General features: G+C 42.8%; 17 protein-coding genes. 10 read left to right on the forward strand and 7 right to left on the reverse strand.

Annotation, left to right across the window (positions count from 1 at the left end):
• Nucleotides 1-17: 17 nt before the first annotated feature.
• From NPE20_RS20540 to NPE20_RS20560, 5 genes are all read right to left on the reverse strand, one after another.
• Nucleotides 18-407: a lamin tail domain-containing protein gene (locus tag NPE20_RS20540; RefSeq protein WP_256540577.1), complete on the reverse strand. Its 390-nt coding sequence runs from the start codon at nt 405-407 to the stop codon at nt 18-20.
• A gap of 534 nt (nt 408-941) precedes the next feature.
• Nucleotides 942-2,366, reverse strand: a complete 1,425-nt coding sequence (locus NPE20_RS20545) for a hypothetical protein (RefSeq protein WP_256540578.1) — start codon at nt 2,364-2,366, stop codon at nt 942-944.
• Between the two features lie 70 nt (nt 2,367-2,436).
• Nucleotides 2,437-3,939, reverse strand: coding sequence for a hypothetical protein (locus NPE20_RS20550; RefSeq protein ID WP_256540579.1), 1,503 nt, complete (start codon nt 3,937-3,939; stop codon nt 2,437-2,439).
• A 540-nt stretch (nt 3,940-4,479) separates the two neighbouring features.
• Nucleotides 4,480-4,737 (reverse strand): DUF1883 domain-containing protein, encoded by a 258-nt coding sequence (locus tag NPE20_RS20555; protein ID WP_256540580.1) that lies wholly within the window; start codon nt 4,735-4,737, stop codon nt 4,480-4,482.
• 13 nt (nt 4,738-4,750) lie between these two features.
• Entirely contained in the window at nt 4,751-4,978 is a 228-nt protein-coding gene (locus NPE20_RS20560; protein WP_256540581.1) for a DUF2188 domain-containing protein, read from the reverse strand.
• Between the two features lie 84 nt (nt 4,979-5,062).
• Between NPE20_RS20560 and NPE20_RS20565 the strand changes: the two genes are divergently transcribed.
• Nucleotides 5,063-6,055, forward strand: coding sequence for a helix-turn-helix transcriptional regulator (locus NPE20_RS20565; RefSeq protein WP_256540582.1), 993 nt, complete (start codon nt 5,063-5,065; stop codon nt 6,053-6,055).
• Here NPE20_RS20565 and NPE20_RS20570 read toward each other — a convergent pair.
• Both NPE20_RS20570 and NPE20_RS20575 read right to left on the reverse strand, forming a co-directional pair.
• On the reverse strand, nt 6,052-8,028 hold the full coding sequence (locus NPE20_RS20570; protein ID WP_256540583.1) for a DUF2779 domain-containing protein: 1,977 nt from the start codon (nt 8,026-8,028) through the stop codon (nt 6,052-6,054). The two genes, NPE20_RS20565 and NPE20_RS20570, sit on opposite strands and share 4 nt — an antisense overlap.
• Entirely contained in the window at nt 8,018-9,052 is a 1,035-nt protein-coding gene (locus NPE20_RS20575) for a helix-turn-helix transcriptional regulator (protein ID WP_256540584.1), read from the reverse strand. The genes NPE20_RS20570 and NPE20_RS20575 overlap by 11 nt, the downstream gene beginning before the upstream one ends.
• 107 nt (nt 9,053-9,159) lie before the next feature.
• Between NPE20_RS20575 and NPE20_RS20580 the strand changes: the two genes are divergently transcribed.
• The 9 genes from NPE20_RS20580 (at nt 9,160) to NPE20_RS20620 (ending at nt 14,889) form a co-directional block, all read left to right on the forward strand.
• On the forward strand, nt 9,160-9,657 hold the full coding sequence (locus NPE20_RS20580; RefSeq protein WP_256540585.1) for a Pycsar system effector family protein: 498 nt from the start codon (nt 9,160-9,162) through the stop codon (nt 9,655-9,657).
• A complete protein-coding gene (locus tag NPE20_RS20585; protein WP_256540586.1) occupies nt 9,654-10,658 on the forward strand; it encodes an adenylate/guanylate cyclase domain-containing protein in 1,005 nt (334 codons plus the stop codon). Before NPE20_RS20580 ends, NPE20_RS20585 begins: the two co-directional genes overlap by 4 nt.
• A complete protein-coding gene (locus NPE20_RS20590; protein ID WP_256540587.1) occupies nt 10,648-11,325 on the forward strand; it encodes an SEC-C domain-containing protein in 678 nt (225 codons plus the stop codon). The genes NPE20_RS20585 and NPE20_RS20590 overlap by 11 nt, the downstream gene beginning before the upstream one ends.
• Nucleotides 11,326-11,510: 185 nt before the next feature.
• Entirely contained in the window at nt 11,511-12,272 is a 762-nt protein-coding gene (locus tag NPE20_RS20595) for a hypothetical protein (protein WP_256540588.1), read from the forward strand.
• A 174-nt stretch (nt 12,273-12,446) separates the two neighbouring features.
• Nucleotides 12,447-12,716 carry a helix-turn-helix domain-containing protein gene (locus NPE20_RS20600; RefSeq protein ID WP_256540589.1) on the forward strand — a complete coding sequence of 90 codons (270 nt, stop codon included), beginning with the start codon at nt 12,447-12,449 and terminating at the stop codon, nt 12,714-12,716.
• Between the two features lie 14 nt (nt 12,717-12,730).
• On the forward strand, nt 12,731-12,994 hold the full coding sequence (locus NPE20_RS20605; protein WP_256540590.1) for a helix-turn-helix domain-containing protein: 264 nt from the start codon (nt 12,731-12,733) through the stop codon (nt 12,992-12,994).
• Nucleotides 12,991-13,296, forward strand: coding sequence for a hypothetical protein (locus NPE20_RS20610; RefSeq protein WP_256540591.1), 306 nt, complete (start codon nt 12,991-12,993; stop codon nt 13,294-13,296). Before NPE20_RS20605 ends, NPE20_RS20610 begins: the two co-directional genes overlap by 4 nt.
• A 245-nt stretch (nt 13,297-13,541) precedes the next feature.
• On the forward strand, nt 13,542-13,919 hold the full coding sequence (locus NPE20_RS20615; protein ID WP_256540592.1) for a MobC family plasmid mobilization relaxosome protein: 378 nt from the start codon (nt 13,542-13,544) through the stop codon (nt 13,917-13,919).
• Nucleotides 13,909-14,889, forward strand: a complete 981-nt coding sequence (locus NPE20_RS20620) for a relaxase/mobilization nuclease domain-containing protein (RefSeq protein WP_256540593.1) — start codon at nt 13,909-13,911, stop codon at nt 14,887-14,889. The genes NPE20_RS20615 and NPE20_RS20620 overlap by 11 nt, the downstream gene beginning before the upstream one ends.
• Nucleotides 14,890-14,896 lie beyond the last annotated feature (7 nt).

A 14,896-nucleotide genomic window follows, 5' to 3' on the forward strand; every position in this document is an offset into this window, starting at 1 on the left:
CTTGGGATTAATAAATATTACTTCTTGGCAACCGATTGTACGGTTGCAGGTACGTTTTTGTACTCAACAGTTGCAACTTTCAGCAGCTCCGCCTGTTCAGTATTAGCATCGTTCCAGATAGGAGCTTTTGACCCCCAATAAAAACGATGTATAGGCTCATCGTCTTTAGTTTTGCCTACTTCCGGCTTGCCTTCCGAAGTTCTTAGAGATACATAATCTCCTTTTTTGATTAACTTAGTAGGAAACCTAAAATAATGACGGTGTACATTTGATAGTTTGCCATCTTTATTAAAAGTGCGGTCAACTACAGCGTAGTTACCTAAATCGATATCGGCAGTAGCCTGTAAGAAAACGTATTCCTCTTTTGCATCACCATGATTGTGAATTGCATTAATTTTAAGACTCATTCTTTATTAAAGTATTTGTTTGATCATTTCTGATTTGTAAGTAATTCACGCTTCGTCCTCGTACTGTCGATGCGCGTGCACAACACCGGGAATGACTAAAATGAGCTTAGCGAAAAAATATTTGTTATTTATTGCAGAATATATATCTTCGCTGCGTCTTATCGCGCATTTTAATCAGAAAGGGTGACCAGCCCCCGGAGTCCATATATCTATCCTGATATGGATCGTTCTCCTTGTTACATCCAATAGGGTGCCAGCAGTCCGTTTATTTTTAAAAAGTAAATGTCGCACAAATCATGCCTAATCTGCTAAGTAAACTATAGGTTTCAAACCTTAACAATAGCTTAATTTATGTCAGTTTAAACTGCCTTTGTGGCATCAATAATTTTGACACGCTGGCATATTGGCCATAAATTATTGGCAGAATTGACTTTCGATTTAAGATGATTTTCCCTCTTTCGATTTTAAAGAGAATTTTCAGGTGATAGCTAACCTGTTATTCAAGGAATGATAATGAGGGAGTATTATGACCGCTTAGGGTTCCTCTTGAGATTCAAGCTCTGGCAATGTTAAAACTAAAGTGTATTTTTCCGCCAACGGAGATTTGGATAGTTCAACCCTCATTCCATCAATAAGCCATTTCCTTTCACCAACGTCAGTCGCCCTCACATTCCTGTCCCGGTAGTTAAACTCTCCTTTGTTTTCGAGATCAGGCCCAAAAGCGTATAGTGCTGATTTGATGATCATAGCCCGTTCACTGAAAGACGGGTCACTCAAAGGATGCGCATAACCTTTATAAATGACAATTTGCCTGCTTGTCGTGCCGGTAACCTCAACTAGGCCGTCAAAAAAATCCAGGTAACGGTGATGCTCTTTGATCCATTGGCAAACGAACCCGTTTCCGTTAAATGGTTCAGCTCGCTCTCCGTAGGTTAAATCGTGGAGCACCCGGCCAAGTAACTGGTCCTGGGTATCTTTTTCCGGGTAAATAATTTCTGGTATAAACTTATTAAATTCCGCCATTGTTAGTACCCGCGTCTGAGCACCGAATAATTGGTAAAGCGCCTTGGTTTTTTTGGCGTTGTTTTTATCGTCGGTCACAAAAATGTCGCAGTGCAAACCAAAATAGGAGTGCATGGCATCGTTGAGTATATTGACCAGTGAATTTTTTTTTGTGATCGTGTCCTTATCAATACCTAAGCTGTCGAGCATTTGATAGGCGACCAAATAAAGATCATAAAACGGAATTTCATCTTTGTTGGGATGGCGCATGTGCTCTTTGATGAGATCGAGAAACGTTTTACTAAAAGTTGTATCACGGAAGGCTTCGTTAAAATCCACCTCTGCGTTGAGAGTTACGATTCCATTATTAAAGCTACCGTCCAGGGTAGTCCGCAACTGTTTATAAAGTTCGTTGTCGGCGAAAAGGTTACGCGTAAAAGTGGCCAGATTTTCCATGACATTAAACATGGTTACGCCTTCCCGGTCAGCGGGAACAATAGCTTGCTGTATCTTCAACTGGTTTTCGTTAAGCAGGCTGGTATCTGCCTGCGTTTCCGGCAAGGGAATTGATGAATACACTGACCTGATCATCGTTTTCATCAAAGTCGATTCAGGCGAGTCATCAGGAGAATGGTCAAAAAATCCGAGCAGGCCTTCCATTTCGCCTGGCTCATCATCATCAAATACTACTGCCGGCGTCGCTAAATACACATCCGGGCGGTTTTCTAAAGGGTCATAAGCCAAATAATTATCGCCCACGATTTTTTCCATAAAACCAAAATCAGCGAACTTATGCAGCGTAAAATCTTTACGTTTATCCCTGATATGAGCGACTGAAAAATAAAAACTCAACCGTTTTTGGTAAATTTCAAGAATACGTGCCGCTTCCTGAAAATCAGGTTCCTGTGCTGATTTCAGTTTGCTGTAAATATTGGTGTCGAAATAAACCCTCGGCATTGTTATCCTTTTACCAAATTTACGAAAACCTCACCGGCATTATCCCGTTGTGGAAAATTCGCACGCAACGCTATTTTCGGGCAAACTTTCTAAAAGCTGCGACAAACTGGAAAATCAAATATCCAATTAGGACCTTGACAACATAGTCTATTGCTAAAGCCCAACCGTTGATATCCTTTTTATCAGCTAAGAAATCGCTGCGATGGGTCAGATCTATGAATGAAAAATAATAGCCGATAAGGTTAGCATCAAAAGGCGTAGATCGGAATAAACGGCCGAGTACCAATAAATATAATAGGTAACCGATAATACTGATGCCTACAAACCACCAAAAAGGGCGGCCAATAGATTGGCCGTGTTCATTGGAAATATCGCTGGTGCCCAAAATAAACCGGTCCCCACTTGAAATTGTCTTGATCTTTAATAGTGCTGTTTGCGAAACCGACTGGAGCTTTAGGCCTTCATAGCTATTTCCTGTTGCCTCCATCGCCTTTTTTAATTGCAAGAAGATCTCGTACTGGTCTTTATCATAGTTTTTTGTCTTATCATCCGGGTAATGGATATTAGCAATGGGCGTGAAATTTTCAAATTTGGCATAGGAATCAGGGAAACTGCAAGAGGTGAAAACAGCGCTCGAAAATTTAGACCTGTAAAATGACAGGCGTTGAAAATCTTCGAAATATACATTATCGAACCAAACCTCATCCAAATTGCACTTATGGATACCGATCTTCGTTTCCTCTTCTGCGGGTATTCTCGGATTAATATTATAAAAACCAGCTTCGGCCTTTGGCGAAAATTCGGACAGGTACCAATTACTAATATTGGTATTCTCTACGGCTACCTTCCCGTTAGGATTGCCGGTTAGCGACAGCGATTTTAAACTAAGGTTTTCAATTTGCGTCGATTCATCGCCTTCGCTGCCATATTGAATAAAGAGGTTGATCTTTAATAGATTTTCCCTGGCTTTGGATAAATGGTAACCAATATGGTAAGGACTATTATTGTGTTCATTTAAATAGTAACCAAGTTTGTCATTTTCTTTTTTTGATGAGGTAACTACCAGCTTGACCGGGTTTTCAATATGATACCGCTGGTCTTCGTTGGTAAAAAAGGCGAAGTCGGCGCTGATACGTTTAAATATCTGGTTCCACCAATAGGGGAAAATATTTTCGGTGGTATAACTCAAACGGATATTGGGGATATTTAATAAAAACAAGCTATGAAAAAGCAGGCAGTTATTTGCCTGAAACGTACTGAGTTTAGGCGCAGAAACCCGGCCCGATATGATACAAGATGCCAAATGGACGGATATCTTTTCATCGGTAATCGTTGCAATCTCTAATTCCCTGATGAACGTATTCAAAAAATAGATCGTCACATCCTCAAAACCTAAATCCTCCTCATTAATAATGATCAACTTTTTAAACAAGCAAAATTCAAAAGTGATAACCATTTGACCAGGGATCAACGCTATACCCGTAAAATGTTTTTTTTCAAGCTGAAGGACAGCGATATCCGGGTGCGCGACATTATAAACTTTTTCATAAGGTGTAGGTGTAATATGAATCATATTTAATTTGATGGTTCATAAAAATACCGTTTTATAATAAGAAATCTTGCCAAAAATGACAAAGCTTTCAAAAACGGTTCGCCATCTCAATTAGATCATTACGCCCTTCTAAGTCACCATGTTCCCGACATCTTGCGCAACAACTTTAATTTGTTGCATAGCGCTAGGTAAGGGCATCTCCACAGTAGAATTAGTTTTGCTAAACATTTGTCAGTGTAAGTTTCAGCGGCGGCGTTTGACCATGTCGTAACAAATTGCCGAAATTTAAGACCATTAAAACGTAACTTATCTTTATAAAAATTGTATTTTTCTCTCAAATGAATGAAAAGAAAAAACCCTCATTCGCTTTCCAAAAACAGGGCGATATATTCCCGATGTTTTTTCAGCTCTTTGTCATTCGGATTCAAATTTAGGCCGTTATTAATTTTACCTAACAATTGTTTGATATAATTGACTTTGTTGTTTTCGGTCCGATTTAAGTGTTCGGATAGTCCAAATTTTTTGATGTAATAGACCTCTTGACAAACATAAAGCTAATAATTAAATTACACTTACTGAGGCGTTTACACTACCACCATAACCGCCCATATCGATCGCCAAATACCATTGGCCCGCATGTGGCGGCCTTACAACGAAAGGAGAAACCGTGGCATGTCCGCCATAATAAGTATGCCGGCGACCGTTACGATAGGCTTGAAAATTGCTATAATCCATCAAACGTACGTTGGCTTGCTTATTCAACACCACCTTAACGGCATCCTGACCGTCAAGATTCAATTCATATTTTAAAAAATTCATATTCAATTTTTAATTAGCCCTCCGGAGGATAGGAGTCGTTACCATAACTATTTCTTTCCCTGATCTGGCCATTCTTACCATGAATCAGCATTTCCGATTCCTGGTTTTGCGCGATCTGCTTGGCGATCTGTATAGCCTCTTGCTGCGTATCTACAATTTTGGTCACTTTACTGTTGCCTGCACCTCTGACAGCCCAGCTACCATCATGGGTAACTACATGCTGATTTTTTCCTTTACTCATCGTTTTTATCAATTAAGTTTTTAAATTTATTACAAACTTAAACCTGCAGAACGCAGCCTATCTGCGTTGTGAAAATATTTTCGAATGACCACACAAAAATCAGCTTACCGTCGCTATGCTACTATTGATCGTTGTTTAAACGATCCGCGAAAAAAATACTGGACGAAAAAAGAATTAATCGAAGAGATCCGTAAAATAGATATTGAAATTAAACCCAGGACCTTTGATGGTGATATCTATGATATGCGATATGAAACAGGGCTTACATTTCAAAATGCCCCTATTGGCACCAAAAGAAACAAAGGGTTCTATTACGAAAGGCCGTTCTCTATCACGCTACCGATTGACGCCGAAGATATACACCAGTTAGAAGTAGTAGCCCAAACCCTTACCCAATACCAAAATACGGCCTACTTTAACCAGTTCGGCTCGGTGATCGATAAAGTCATCCGGATCGTCAAGCAGGTAAAAGAATCCAATAGTCCTATAAGCCGCTCATTTATACTTTTTGAAAAAATACCACGCCTAGTTGGGTATCAACTGCTTGACCCGATATTGACGGCTGTGGAACAGAAACAAGTGTTAGCAGTTACTTATCAGAAATTTAATGAAGCTGCGCCTTTTACAGTTAATGTCCATCCTTATTTTGTTAAAGAATTCCGCAACCGATGGTATTTGGTCGGACTTTATAAAACAAGGCTGGGTACTTACGGATTGGATCGCATAAAAGCGGTCGAACCGGTGGCTATTGAATTTATTGAAAATACGCTGGCCGTACCCGAAGATTATTTTAAAGATTGTATCGGAATAGACACCCGCAGCCCTGCCATCGAAAAAGTAATACTCGAATTTACCCCGCAACAAAGCCACTATATCAGGACCCAGGATATACACCGGTCTCAAAATATCACGCGAGATGACGAAAATGGCATTTGTGTAGAACTGGACCTGATGATTAACCAGGAACTGATCATGCAGATTTTAAGCTATGGTGAGCACGTAAAAGTGATCGCCCCTGAAGTTTTGGTGACTAAAGTCCGGGAAGCGATCACCCTGATGGCCCACCTATATAGTTAAGTAAGCATCGCCCTCCAGCCTTCCCAGATCATGACCATGGCCAGTGTATCCAGTTCGCAATAACATAATAAGGACTGTCTGATCTGGTGCCTTTCCACATCATTCATTTGTGTAAATTGCATGCGGGAATAAGCCATCATCGCCGCACCGCCTTCATTGATCTCGGCTGTTTCGTCCAGGATCATCGCATCCAGCAACTCCTGGTCTACGCCAGCAAATACAGGGTCCAGCTGTCTATAAGGGTTGACCACTTTGCCGTGTTCATCAAGTTTTATCCAGGTTTGGTCTTTAAAATTCAAACTGGGAATGCTGTTGCCGTAAATAGGTTGGCTGTATTTTGTTTTCAGGTGATCGCTATCATTTAAGATCGCTGGCAATATCTGTTTAATGGAATTAGAGCCGCGGCATTCCGCTGCGAAATAATATTTTTTTACCCAGTCCCATAAGTCGATCATATCTCTGTCGCCTTTCCATTTCAAGGCGCTGTCACCGGTAGAATGGGTAATGGTTTCTATCCAGGTGCAAAGTGAATCCCTATCCGCCTCTGTTGATAACCGAAGCTGCTCGTGTATTTTGTTCAATACAGTATTCTCATGATTGGAATAACGGAAGATACTACCCTTATCGCCCTCCAGTGCCAGCTTCAACTGGCGTATAAAATCAAAGTTAGGAAAACGGCCCTGCTGGTCATCCAGCCACTCGTCTTTATGTTCTACCCGTCCATCTTCATGCAACAAGTGATGGGAAAATTGGAAAGCGACCTGTTCGTAAGGTCGGCGGCCCTTGTTGAACGGAATAGCGACTGCGGTGGTTTCAAAATCAATAAAATGCAAAGGATAAACAACCGTTGCGAATTTTTCATTTAAACCTGCCTTGTCAAAGTGAATCTCCGGATTGGCCTCCGCGGATTTGGTGATTTGCAACCATTGGCGATCAACCCGGCTCATGCCCGGCTCTATATGCGGCTTCACTCTCTCCGCTTCCAGGTCGATACGCGAAAGCTGGACTAAAAAGTATTTTTTATCGGCGAAGTAATTGTCTTTTTTCCTAAAGTCCCAGAGTTCCAGAATATGCGGGCGCGCAAAATCATCCGGCGTAAAACCAGCGGCGCGCTGCCAGCATTCTTTATAACCACTCTTCAACCCTAAAGCTTCCTCCTCCGGCGTTGCCTGAAACTCACATTTACCGCATCGGCCCAACAGTTTGCCCTGAATCACATTACCTGCCTGGTAATTGTCCGCATAAAAGTGTGCCCATTGTTTAAAAGACTTCGGATCATCCGCCTCGAAGGGCTTATCTTCAAAAAGTTTGCTACAAATATCATCTACATTAACTGCACATAGTAGGCGTTCACCCAATGCGGCGGACGAAACATCTCCTGTGTGTAGGATCAAGGTACGGCCTTTTTCATCCTCACTTAGCATAAACAGTTGGTTCAGGCCGTCGACTGTAGCGCGTTTGCTTTTATCTGCCAACATCAGGTAGGCCCGGACATCATAACCAGGTTTGCTGTTTTGTATAACGTACTTTTGAAAAGCGACGTCATAGACATATGGCTTCCATTTGCTAACGATCCCCTTAGTGTTGGTAAGAGTATCATTAGCTTGATCAAATGATTTGGCCTTTACCTCGTAAAGTTCTAGGCGATTCCCCTTTTTGACCAGCACGTCTGCCCTGATAAAGAGGTTCTCGAATAAAAAAGCCGCCTCGTAAATAATTACCTCCTCCTGCGCCAGCAGGGCGTCTGTTTTGGCCAGCGATGTCGCGTAATCTAATTCCCTTATTTCTACGCCTCCCGGGAAATAGCATTTGGCCAATTCGCCTACTTGATAGCCGCCCTCTGCAAGCGCTGCCAGGAAAGAGTCGTTCAGTTTTTGATCTGAATAGGCTTTATTGCCCGTATAAAATAGTTTAGTGGGGCATTCCAGCGCCAGCTTGAAACGCGACTTGGTCAGGTAACGGTTAGGATTCATCGGTAGAAATTAAGGGCTTATTCAGTTCAGGGTAGTTGTTATGGATCTTTTTAGAAATTTTAACAATTTGTTTCTTCAGGTGTGAAGGCGCGATCACAGTTACTTTAGCACCGTAGCCTAAGATGATACCGATCAATTCAAAATTGACGATCAGGCGCAACTGAATCACCAGGCCATCTTGGTCATCGGAAACAATTTCCTGCGACCGGTGCATTTTTTGCGTCTTTAAATAATGTCCTTCGGAAGGAATAAATTTGAGCAGTACATCCTCTACTACCTGATCTTCTAAATTAATGCCGATGCAATCGCTTAAATAATCACGATCAACAGCGAACCCTTTATTGTAATCACAAGAGGTTGCTGCCAAAGAAACGATACGATCAAGACCATAGGTTCGCATATCTTTTTTCTGCTCATTGTAGGCAATCACATACCAGCGATTGCGATACTCTTTCAGTAAATAGGGGTGGATATCGAATTTTTCTGGCTTCGCGCCAAATTTTTGATAACTGAGCTGGAGGCACTGTTGGTATTGTATCGCGTCTGTTAGCTGATCCATGAATTCCATTCCGGAGGCTAATGGCGTTCGTTCAAAATCTATGAATTCAAAAATAGAGCCTTCCTTGATCTTACCCTTTTCTACTACATCGACCACCTTACCGATCGTAGCTATTAATTCACTGAGCAAGGGCACATTCCGGTATTGGTTCAAGGTAGAGGCCGCCAGCTTCAACGATTTAATATCGTTAGCGGAAAGGGGCAATTTATCTATCGAATAAGTAGGGTCCGTGTAATGATAGCCATCAGGAGACTTGGAGTAGTTGATCGGTGCGTAAAATTCGAGCAAGCTACTCTCTCGCATTAACCGAATATCCGCAATAACGGTGCGCGTCGAACACGGAAGTTGAGTCAACTCACGAATCTCTTCGGCCAGCTTTTCTTTCGGCCAATATTTTTCTCTCCGGTGGCATAGGCAATCGTTGATCACCCGGGTACGCGCCAATAAATTTAGGTTGACAGGCAAGGTTTATGAATTAAAATTAAATAAATATAATAAAAAAAGCAGCACGCATATACAGTGCGTTGTGCTCACCTACTTTTGTTTTCAAGCCTACAGCTGGGCTCTGTCCTATGGAGAAAGAAAGATTACAGTTTAACACGCAACGCTTTGATACCTATTATGATAGTGTCAATAATAAATGTGCGGTGTTCCTTGCGTTGAGCACCTTTATTGTGGGTGGTTTGGCTACTGCTTACTCACCGATTATTAATGCGGTCAATTGTGGTAGGTGTATCCATTTGCTCATGAGTTCACTGATCGGGATAGGCGTGATTATTATGATAATTGTCATTCGAGCTTCTACGCCATATCTCGACAGCAAAAAGAAATCATTGCTGTATTTCGGCTGTATTGCCGCTATGGATCGCGAAACTTTTATCAGTAAGTCCAAGGGCTCCAGCGGAGAAGATGACCTGACCGATTTACGTAACCAGGTATATGACCTAGCCACTGGCCTCAAGTTGAAATTTGTGCGTTTGCGTTGGGCCGGCTGGCTTTTCACCGCTCAGTTCATCCTGTTTATTCCGCTTTTGATCACCCTAATTTATAATTTAAAAAAGACCCCATGAACATTTATGAAGATTACCTGCAACCTATCCGCAAAGCGATAGCGGCAGATGGACAGACCCGGACTTACAGCGAATTCGCTGGCGGCAATGTCAGGAACAAAATTAACCTGCGGGCTTTGAACGAAGCGATGCCCGAAAAAAGGCTACTGCCGAGTTTGGAGCAATTTGCCGACGCTGTTGGCCTGAAACCCGACTTTACACAAAAACTAGGCTCGCATCCTGATTTTGCACATTTAAAACACACGGAAGATACTGAGGAGCATTACATTGTTTCTATGTTCGTTGATGTACGGCGCTCAACGCAGCTTTATGGACGTTATGAGCCAGCCACCGTGTTTGTTATTAATAACGCGATACAGCGTGCAGCTATACACACCGCCCTGATTTTTGGCGGCTACATACATCGTTTACAAGGAGACGGACTCTTTGCCTATTTCGGCGGCAAGAATATGTCTATCAAGGATGCGGTTAACCGGGCCTTACAATTTGCCAGTGTTTATTCCTATTTTGTTAAACATGACCTTAAAGAAGTGTTTGAACAACAAGGCATCGAGCAGATCTACACACGCATAGGTGTTGATCTTGGCTATGATGAAGATGTCGTTTGGGCCATGGCGGGTATAGGCGAGATCAGTGAAGTGACGACTTTCAGTTTGCACACGAATTTAGCCTCAAAGATGCAGGCCAACGCCGTCAGTAACGGTATTGTCATCGGTGATCACATCAAAAAGGAAGCTGCCTTGTTGCAGGAGTTTTTTACTCCGGTATGCCTGCGTACCGGCAAAGAAACAGACCGCTACATTTTCGAGATCCCGAAAAAAGGATTTAGATATACGCAGCATGATTTCGACTGGCTCAAATTCCTTAAAAAGCAAGATTATATCGCTACGGACTTTTCCGGCAACATTCAGCTGAAAAGAAAGCAAGCTCCGGCGGTTTATGCTAATTCCAATAATTTAGCGCCAATAGCCGTAAAGAGCAAACCCTACTATGATTTTTAAAAAGCCTACACTTTTTGAAAAGGATTTTGCTGCGATCAGCGATCTGTATCCAAAGCTCCGCTATTCCCGGGATGAAAAGCATAAAAGCTGGGTCATCTCGGGAGAGTTGGATATTTGTGATGCAACTGGGCTGTATTGGGATACCTTTCAGGTGCTGATCATTGTCCGGCACCCGTATCCTGTCCATGTGCCAAATATATTTGAAAGAAGCACCATCATCCCCAGAACAGAAGCCTGGCATATTTCTGAATATGGTGAATGCTGTCTGGATATCCCGCACAATTTAAAACTAGCTTTTAAGCGCGGTATGCGCCTGGCTGGCTTTATGCATGAAAAGGTATATCCCTACTTTGCCAACCAACTCCATCGCTTATCCCGGCAGGGCTACGCGGGCGAGGAATACGACCATCGATTCGAAGGTGTGATGCAATATTATAAAGAGGAGTTAAACTTGCCTACCCCGATCCTAGCGACGCAATTCATCAAATCAATTTTGGATAAGAAAATAATTGACCGGAACAGCGCCTGCCTTTGCGGTAGTGGCCGAAAAACGAAAAAATGCCATTTAGCCGTTCTTCACACACTAACTGAACTTGGCGAAAAAGTATTACGGCACGACTTGGTGAACTTTGAGCAATGGGAAGTGTCTTTGGCTGGGAATAATTAATATGGAACAGTTAACAATTATTAACTTACTGCATTTTCCTGTTCGGCCCAAGCAGCGTCGAATTATCTACTTAAATCAATATTAATAACCTTTTCTAATTTGACGTAATGGTTGCATGATGAAATGCTTTAATATATCTTTTTTCCAACCCAAGAAACACTTATTTTTGGGTAAATCACCTACTGATGAGTGTCACTTACTTCAGACCTCGAGACCGCTTCGACTTTTCGAAGGATACCCTGGATATTGGCAATCCGGTGACATGGGATCAGTCACAATTTTTAAAGCACTTTTTCAAACGTGTGTTCGCCATCCCTGTGGATCGTTTACAGGAGTTTTACCAGCGCCACCTGGCTTATTATTTATCGCATCATCCTGATGGCACGGACGAGATATACTTTAAATATTTCTGGTCACTCATCGAAAGGCAGTTAAATGTATTGTTGAATAAGGATGTGTATGACAAGAACCATTTACGCAACGAGCGGGAAATAGCGCGCCTGCAAAAATTTACTGAGTTGCTGATCTCGCATGACCGTTGGAACATCCACAAATCCAATGATGCGGTAATAGTGCAGCAGGATTCGGAAATCTATGTCCTTGAGCAAGAGATCATCCAGCTAAAAGCTGACCTCAAGAAAGCGACGGCACTGGAAACCGAGGGTTACATCAATATTCCAGACGGTTACCGCAATACCGTTTTAAACCTGTACTTGCAAATGCAGGAACTCAAAACCCCTGAGGGAAAAGAACTGATGTTTTCACAAACGCAAAGCGTTTGGACGAAGATGATCTGTAAGTATTTCCGCGAGGGTGATAAGGAGATCAACCACGAAACTATTCGCAGGTATTTTCCCAGTGATAAGCGCGAACCGGGCGATAAACATGCTGATCTTCCAGCAAAATCAAAACTGTTTACGATCAATCCAGCAAAAAAGCGAAGTTGATTTTTCCTTTTGCCAGTCACATTGCCAGTTGTTTTGCCAGCATGACATTAAATTGGCAATCAATAACTTATAAGTTTTTTTAACTTTCCTTAAACCACTCCATTTTAACCAGGCAGATTTGCGTGGTCAAGAAATCTACAGGGCATAGCACACATTTGTACCAAAACAAATGCTATGCAGATCATTAGCCACGAAGCCCTTAGCCAATGCATCAGGGATGCAGTCAGGGCAGAATTACAAGAACACTTTAAAACAGGCGGCAGCCAGCTGCCGGACTCAGAAAAACTCTTATCCAAGCAGGAGCTTGCAGCCGAACTCGGCGTGTCACTGGTAACGCTTACCGACTGGATGAAAAAAGGCTTACCCTATTTACGCCTGCATAAAAGGGTGTACTTCAAAAAGAGTGAGGTACTGGGTGCCATGCAACAAACTATCAAAGATTAAAAGGAGGATGACAGATGAATGTGGAACTAATCACCCGTGAGGATCTACGGGAATTTAAAAATGAATTGCTCAATGAAATTAAACTGATCATGCAGCCTGGACAAGGGCAATCCAAGAAATGGCTGAAGAGCAGCGAGGTTAGAAAGATGCTGAATATATCACCCGGCACCTTACAAAACCTGCGCATCAACGGTACGCTTCGCTTTACCAAAATAGGCAGCATTATGTATTACAAGTTGGAAGACATCAACAAGGTTTTGGAGGGTAACGGAAGATGATCATTTCAAAAAATCTAGCAAGTTATAATGACCTGATCAAACGCATGGGAAGCGACAAACGGGTACTGGCCACTCATGTAAGTTTGTTCACTGCTCTATTTATTTTTTGGCAGCGCGGAGGCTTTGTCAGCCCTTTTGCCATCACCCGTAAAACGGTGATGGCTTATGCCAAAGTCGCATCCATTGCAACTTACCACAAGTGTATTAGGGAACTGGATGAGTATGGCTATATCTGTTACCAACCATCTTTTCATCCGGCAAAAGGAAGCCTCGTTTATTGGTCAGATTGGAATAAGCGTTAGCAAAACGAGTCTTGCAAATGGCAATAGTACAGAGCCGATGCTTCGCATCGGGAGATATAACGGGCGAAGCCCGGAGGGAAAAAATGGAAACCAGTTACAAAGTAACTGGCGGTAAAGGCAATTATCCGACAGTAAGGAGCGAGTTAATGTTTTTGCTATACAAAAACCCGGATACACCCCATTTGGGATGATCCGGAACTCGCTCCCGTTGGTCGGTTTTTTAAGAAACAGAAAGGGAAGGAAACATGGCAGCAATTGCTGAAAACAACAAATTACCAAAGCGGCGGACACCGGGAAGGCCAAAGAAAACGATCCGGCGGAGCGCCCTTTTGATGGTAAGGCTAACCCCTACCGAAAGGACCTTGATTGAAGGCAGGGCGAAAAAGGCCGGACTGAAACCGAGCGAATGGTTTCGCAGGGCTGCTAAAAGCGCTAAGGTTTTTCCACGCTTTACTACAGAAGAAAGCGGCTGGTTCAGGATGCTGGCAGGCCTTGCTAATAACCTGAATCAGCTCACACATTTAGCACACGTTGCAGGCCTGTTTTCCCTGGCTTTAAAATGCCAGGCTATGATGAGGCAGATTGAAGAATTATTAACTAAAATCGGTAGCCATGATGGGTAAGCCAATTACGGGAAGAAGCTTTGGCGGTTGTATCCGATATGTGGTGGATAAGCAGGAAGCGAAGATTCTGGCAGCCGAAGGCGTGCGGATGCAAAATGCCAGCACCCTGATGCACGATTTTAATTTGCAACGCAAGATGCGGCCGGAACTGGGTAAAGCAGTCGGACACTTAGTGCTGAGTTGGAGCAAAGAAGATTTAGCCAAGCTGAGTGATGACATCATGGTAGAACGGGCTAGGGAGTACCTAGAAAAAGTAGGTATCCGAGATACGCAATTTGTAGTGGTGCGTCACAGCGACCGGGATCACCCTCACCTGCACTTGATCTATAACCGAGTGGATAATAATGGCAAGACGATTAGTGATAGGAACAACTTCGCCAAGAATATTAAAGCCTGTAAGGAAATCACCCTGAAGTATGGCTACCATATGGGCGAAGGCAAAGGACAGGTGAACCGCGAGGCTTTGAAAGGCAAAGAGAAGATCAGGTATGAGCTCTATGACGCAATTAAGGCAGCAATGAAAACGGCAACTACGTGGAAAGGATTGGAAGCCAAACTGGCTAAACAGGGAATTAAGATCGCCTATAAATTCCGTAGCGGTACCAGCGAAGTACAAGGGGTTTCTTTTGAAAAGGGCGACATCAAGATGAAAGGATCTGCCATTGACCGTAGTTTGAGCTATGCCCAGATAGATGCGACTTTAACCCGTAACCAACAAGTACAACAATACCACGCTGCAAAGCAAGCCAATGAACCATCACTGGCCAGCCAGTTACGTGAAGCCATCCGGCAAAGCGTACAGGCGGAATACCTTCATAGTCCTGACGGTGGTAAAGGCTTACTGCAAATCCTATTAGAACCGCAATTTGTGGCAGCGGCCCCAGACCCAATGGGTGATGCGGATATAGCACGCAGAAAACGAAAGAAACATGAAGCGGAACATTCTCAATCACAGACAATAAGTAGGTAGAGATCAA

Source organism: Mucilaginibacter aquariorum (assembly GCF_024498135.1).
Classification (GTDB): Bacteria; Bacteroidota; Bacteroidia; order Sphingobacteriales; family Sphingobacteriaceae; genus Mucilaginibacter; species Mucilaginibacter aquariorum.

Excerpts from the sequence above, each read along its gene's own strand:
- NPE20_RS20565 (WP_256540582.1), top strand. The coding sequence starts at position 5,063 with ATGACCACACAAAAATCAGCTTACCGTCGCTATGCTACTATTGATCGT.
- NPE20_RS20605 (WP_256540590.1), top strand. The coding sequence starts at position 12,731 with ATGAATGTGGAACTAATCACCCGTGAGGATCTACGGGAATTTAAAAAT.
- NPE20_RS20555 (WP_256540580.1), bottom strand. The coding sequence starts at position 4,737 with ATGAATTTTTTAAAATATGAATTGAATCTTGACGGTCAGGATGCCGTT.
- NPE20_RS20540 (WP_256540577.1), bottom strand. The coding sequence starts at position 407 with ATGAGTCTTAAAATTAATGCAATTCACAATCATGGTGATGCAAAAGAG.
- NPE20_RS20595 (WP_256540588.1), top strand. The coding sequence starts at position 11,511 with ATGAGTGTCACTTACTTCAGACCTCGAGACCGCTTCGACTTTTCGAAG.
- NPE20_RS20570 (WP_256540583.1), bottom strand. The coding sequence starts at position 8,028 with ATGAATCCTAACCGTTACCTGACCAAGTCGCGTTTCAAGCTGGCGCTG.
- NPE20_RS20580 (WP_256540585.1), top strand. The coding sequence starts at position 9,160 with ATGGAGAAAGAAAGATTACAGTTTAACACGCAACGCTTTGATACCTAT.
- NPE20_RS20600 (WP_256540589.1), top strand. The coding sequence starts at position 12,447 with ATGCAGATCATTAGCCACGAAGCCCTTAGCCAATGCATCAGGGATGCA.
- NPE20_RS20560 (WP_256540581.1), bottom strand. The coding sequence starts at position 4,978 with ATGAGTAAAGGAAAAAATCAGCATGTAGTTACCCATGATGGTAGCTGG.
- NPE20_RS20615 (WP_256540592.1), top strand. The coding sequence starts at position 13,542 with ATGGCAGCAATTGCTGAAAACAACAAATTACCAAAGCGGCGGACACCG.
- NPE20_RS20610 (WP_256540591.1), top strand. The coding sequence starts at position 12,991 with ATGATCATTTCAAAAAATCTAGCAAGTTATAATGACCTGATCAAACGC.
- NPE20_RS20545 (WP_256540578.1), bottom strand. The coding sequence starts at position 2,366 with ATGCCGAGGGTTTATTTCGACACCAATATTTACAGCAAACTGAAATCA.
- NPE20_RS20585 (WP_256540586.1), top strand. The coding sequence starts at position 9,654 with ATGAACATTTATGAAGATTACCTGCAACCTATCCGCAAAGCGATAGCG.
- NPE20_RS20620 (WP_256540593.1), top strand. The coding sequence starts at position 13,909 with ATGATGGGTAAGCCAATTACGGGAAGAAGCTTTGGCGGTTGTATCCGA.
- NPE20_RS20550 (WP_256540579.1), bottom strand. The coding sequence starts at position 3,939 with ATGATTCATATTACACCTACACCTTATGAAAAAGTTTATAATGTCGCG.
- NPE20_RS20590 (WP_256540587.1), top strand. The coding sequence starts at position 10,648 with ATGATTTTTAAAAAGCCTACACTTTTTGAAAAGGATTTTGCTGCGATC.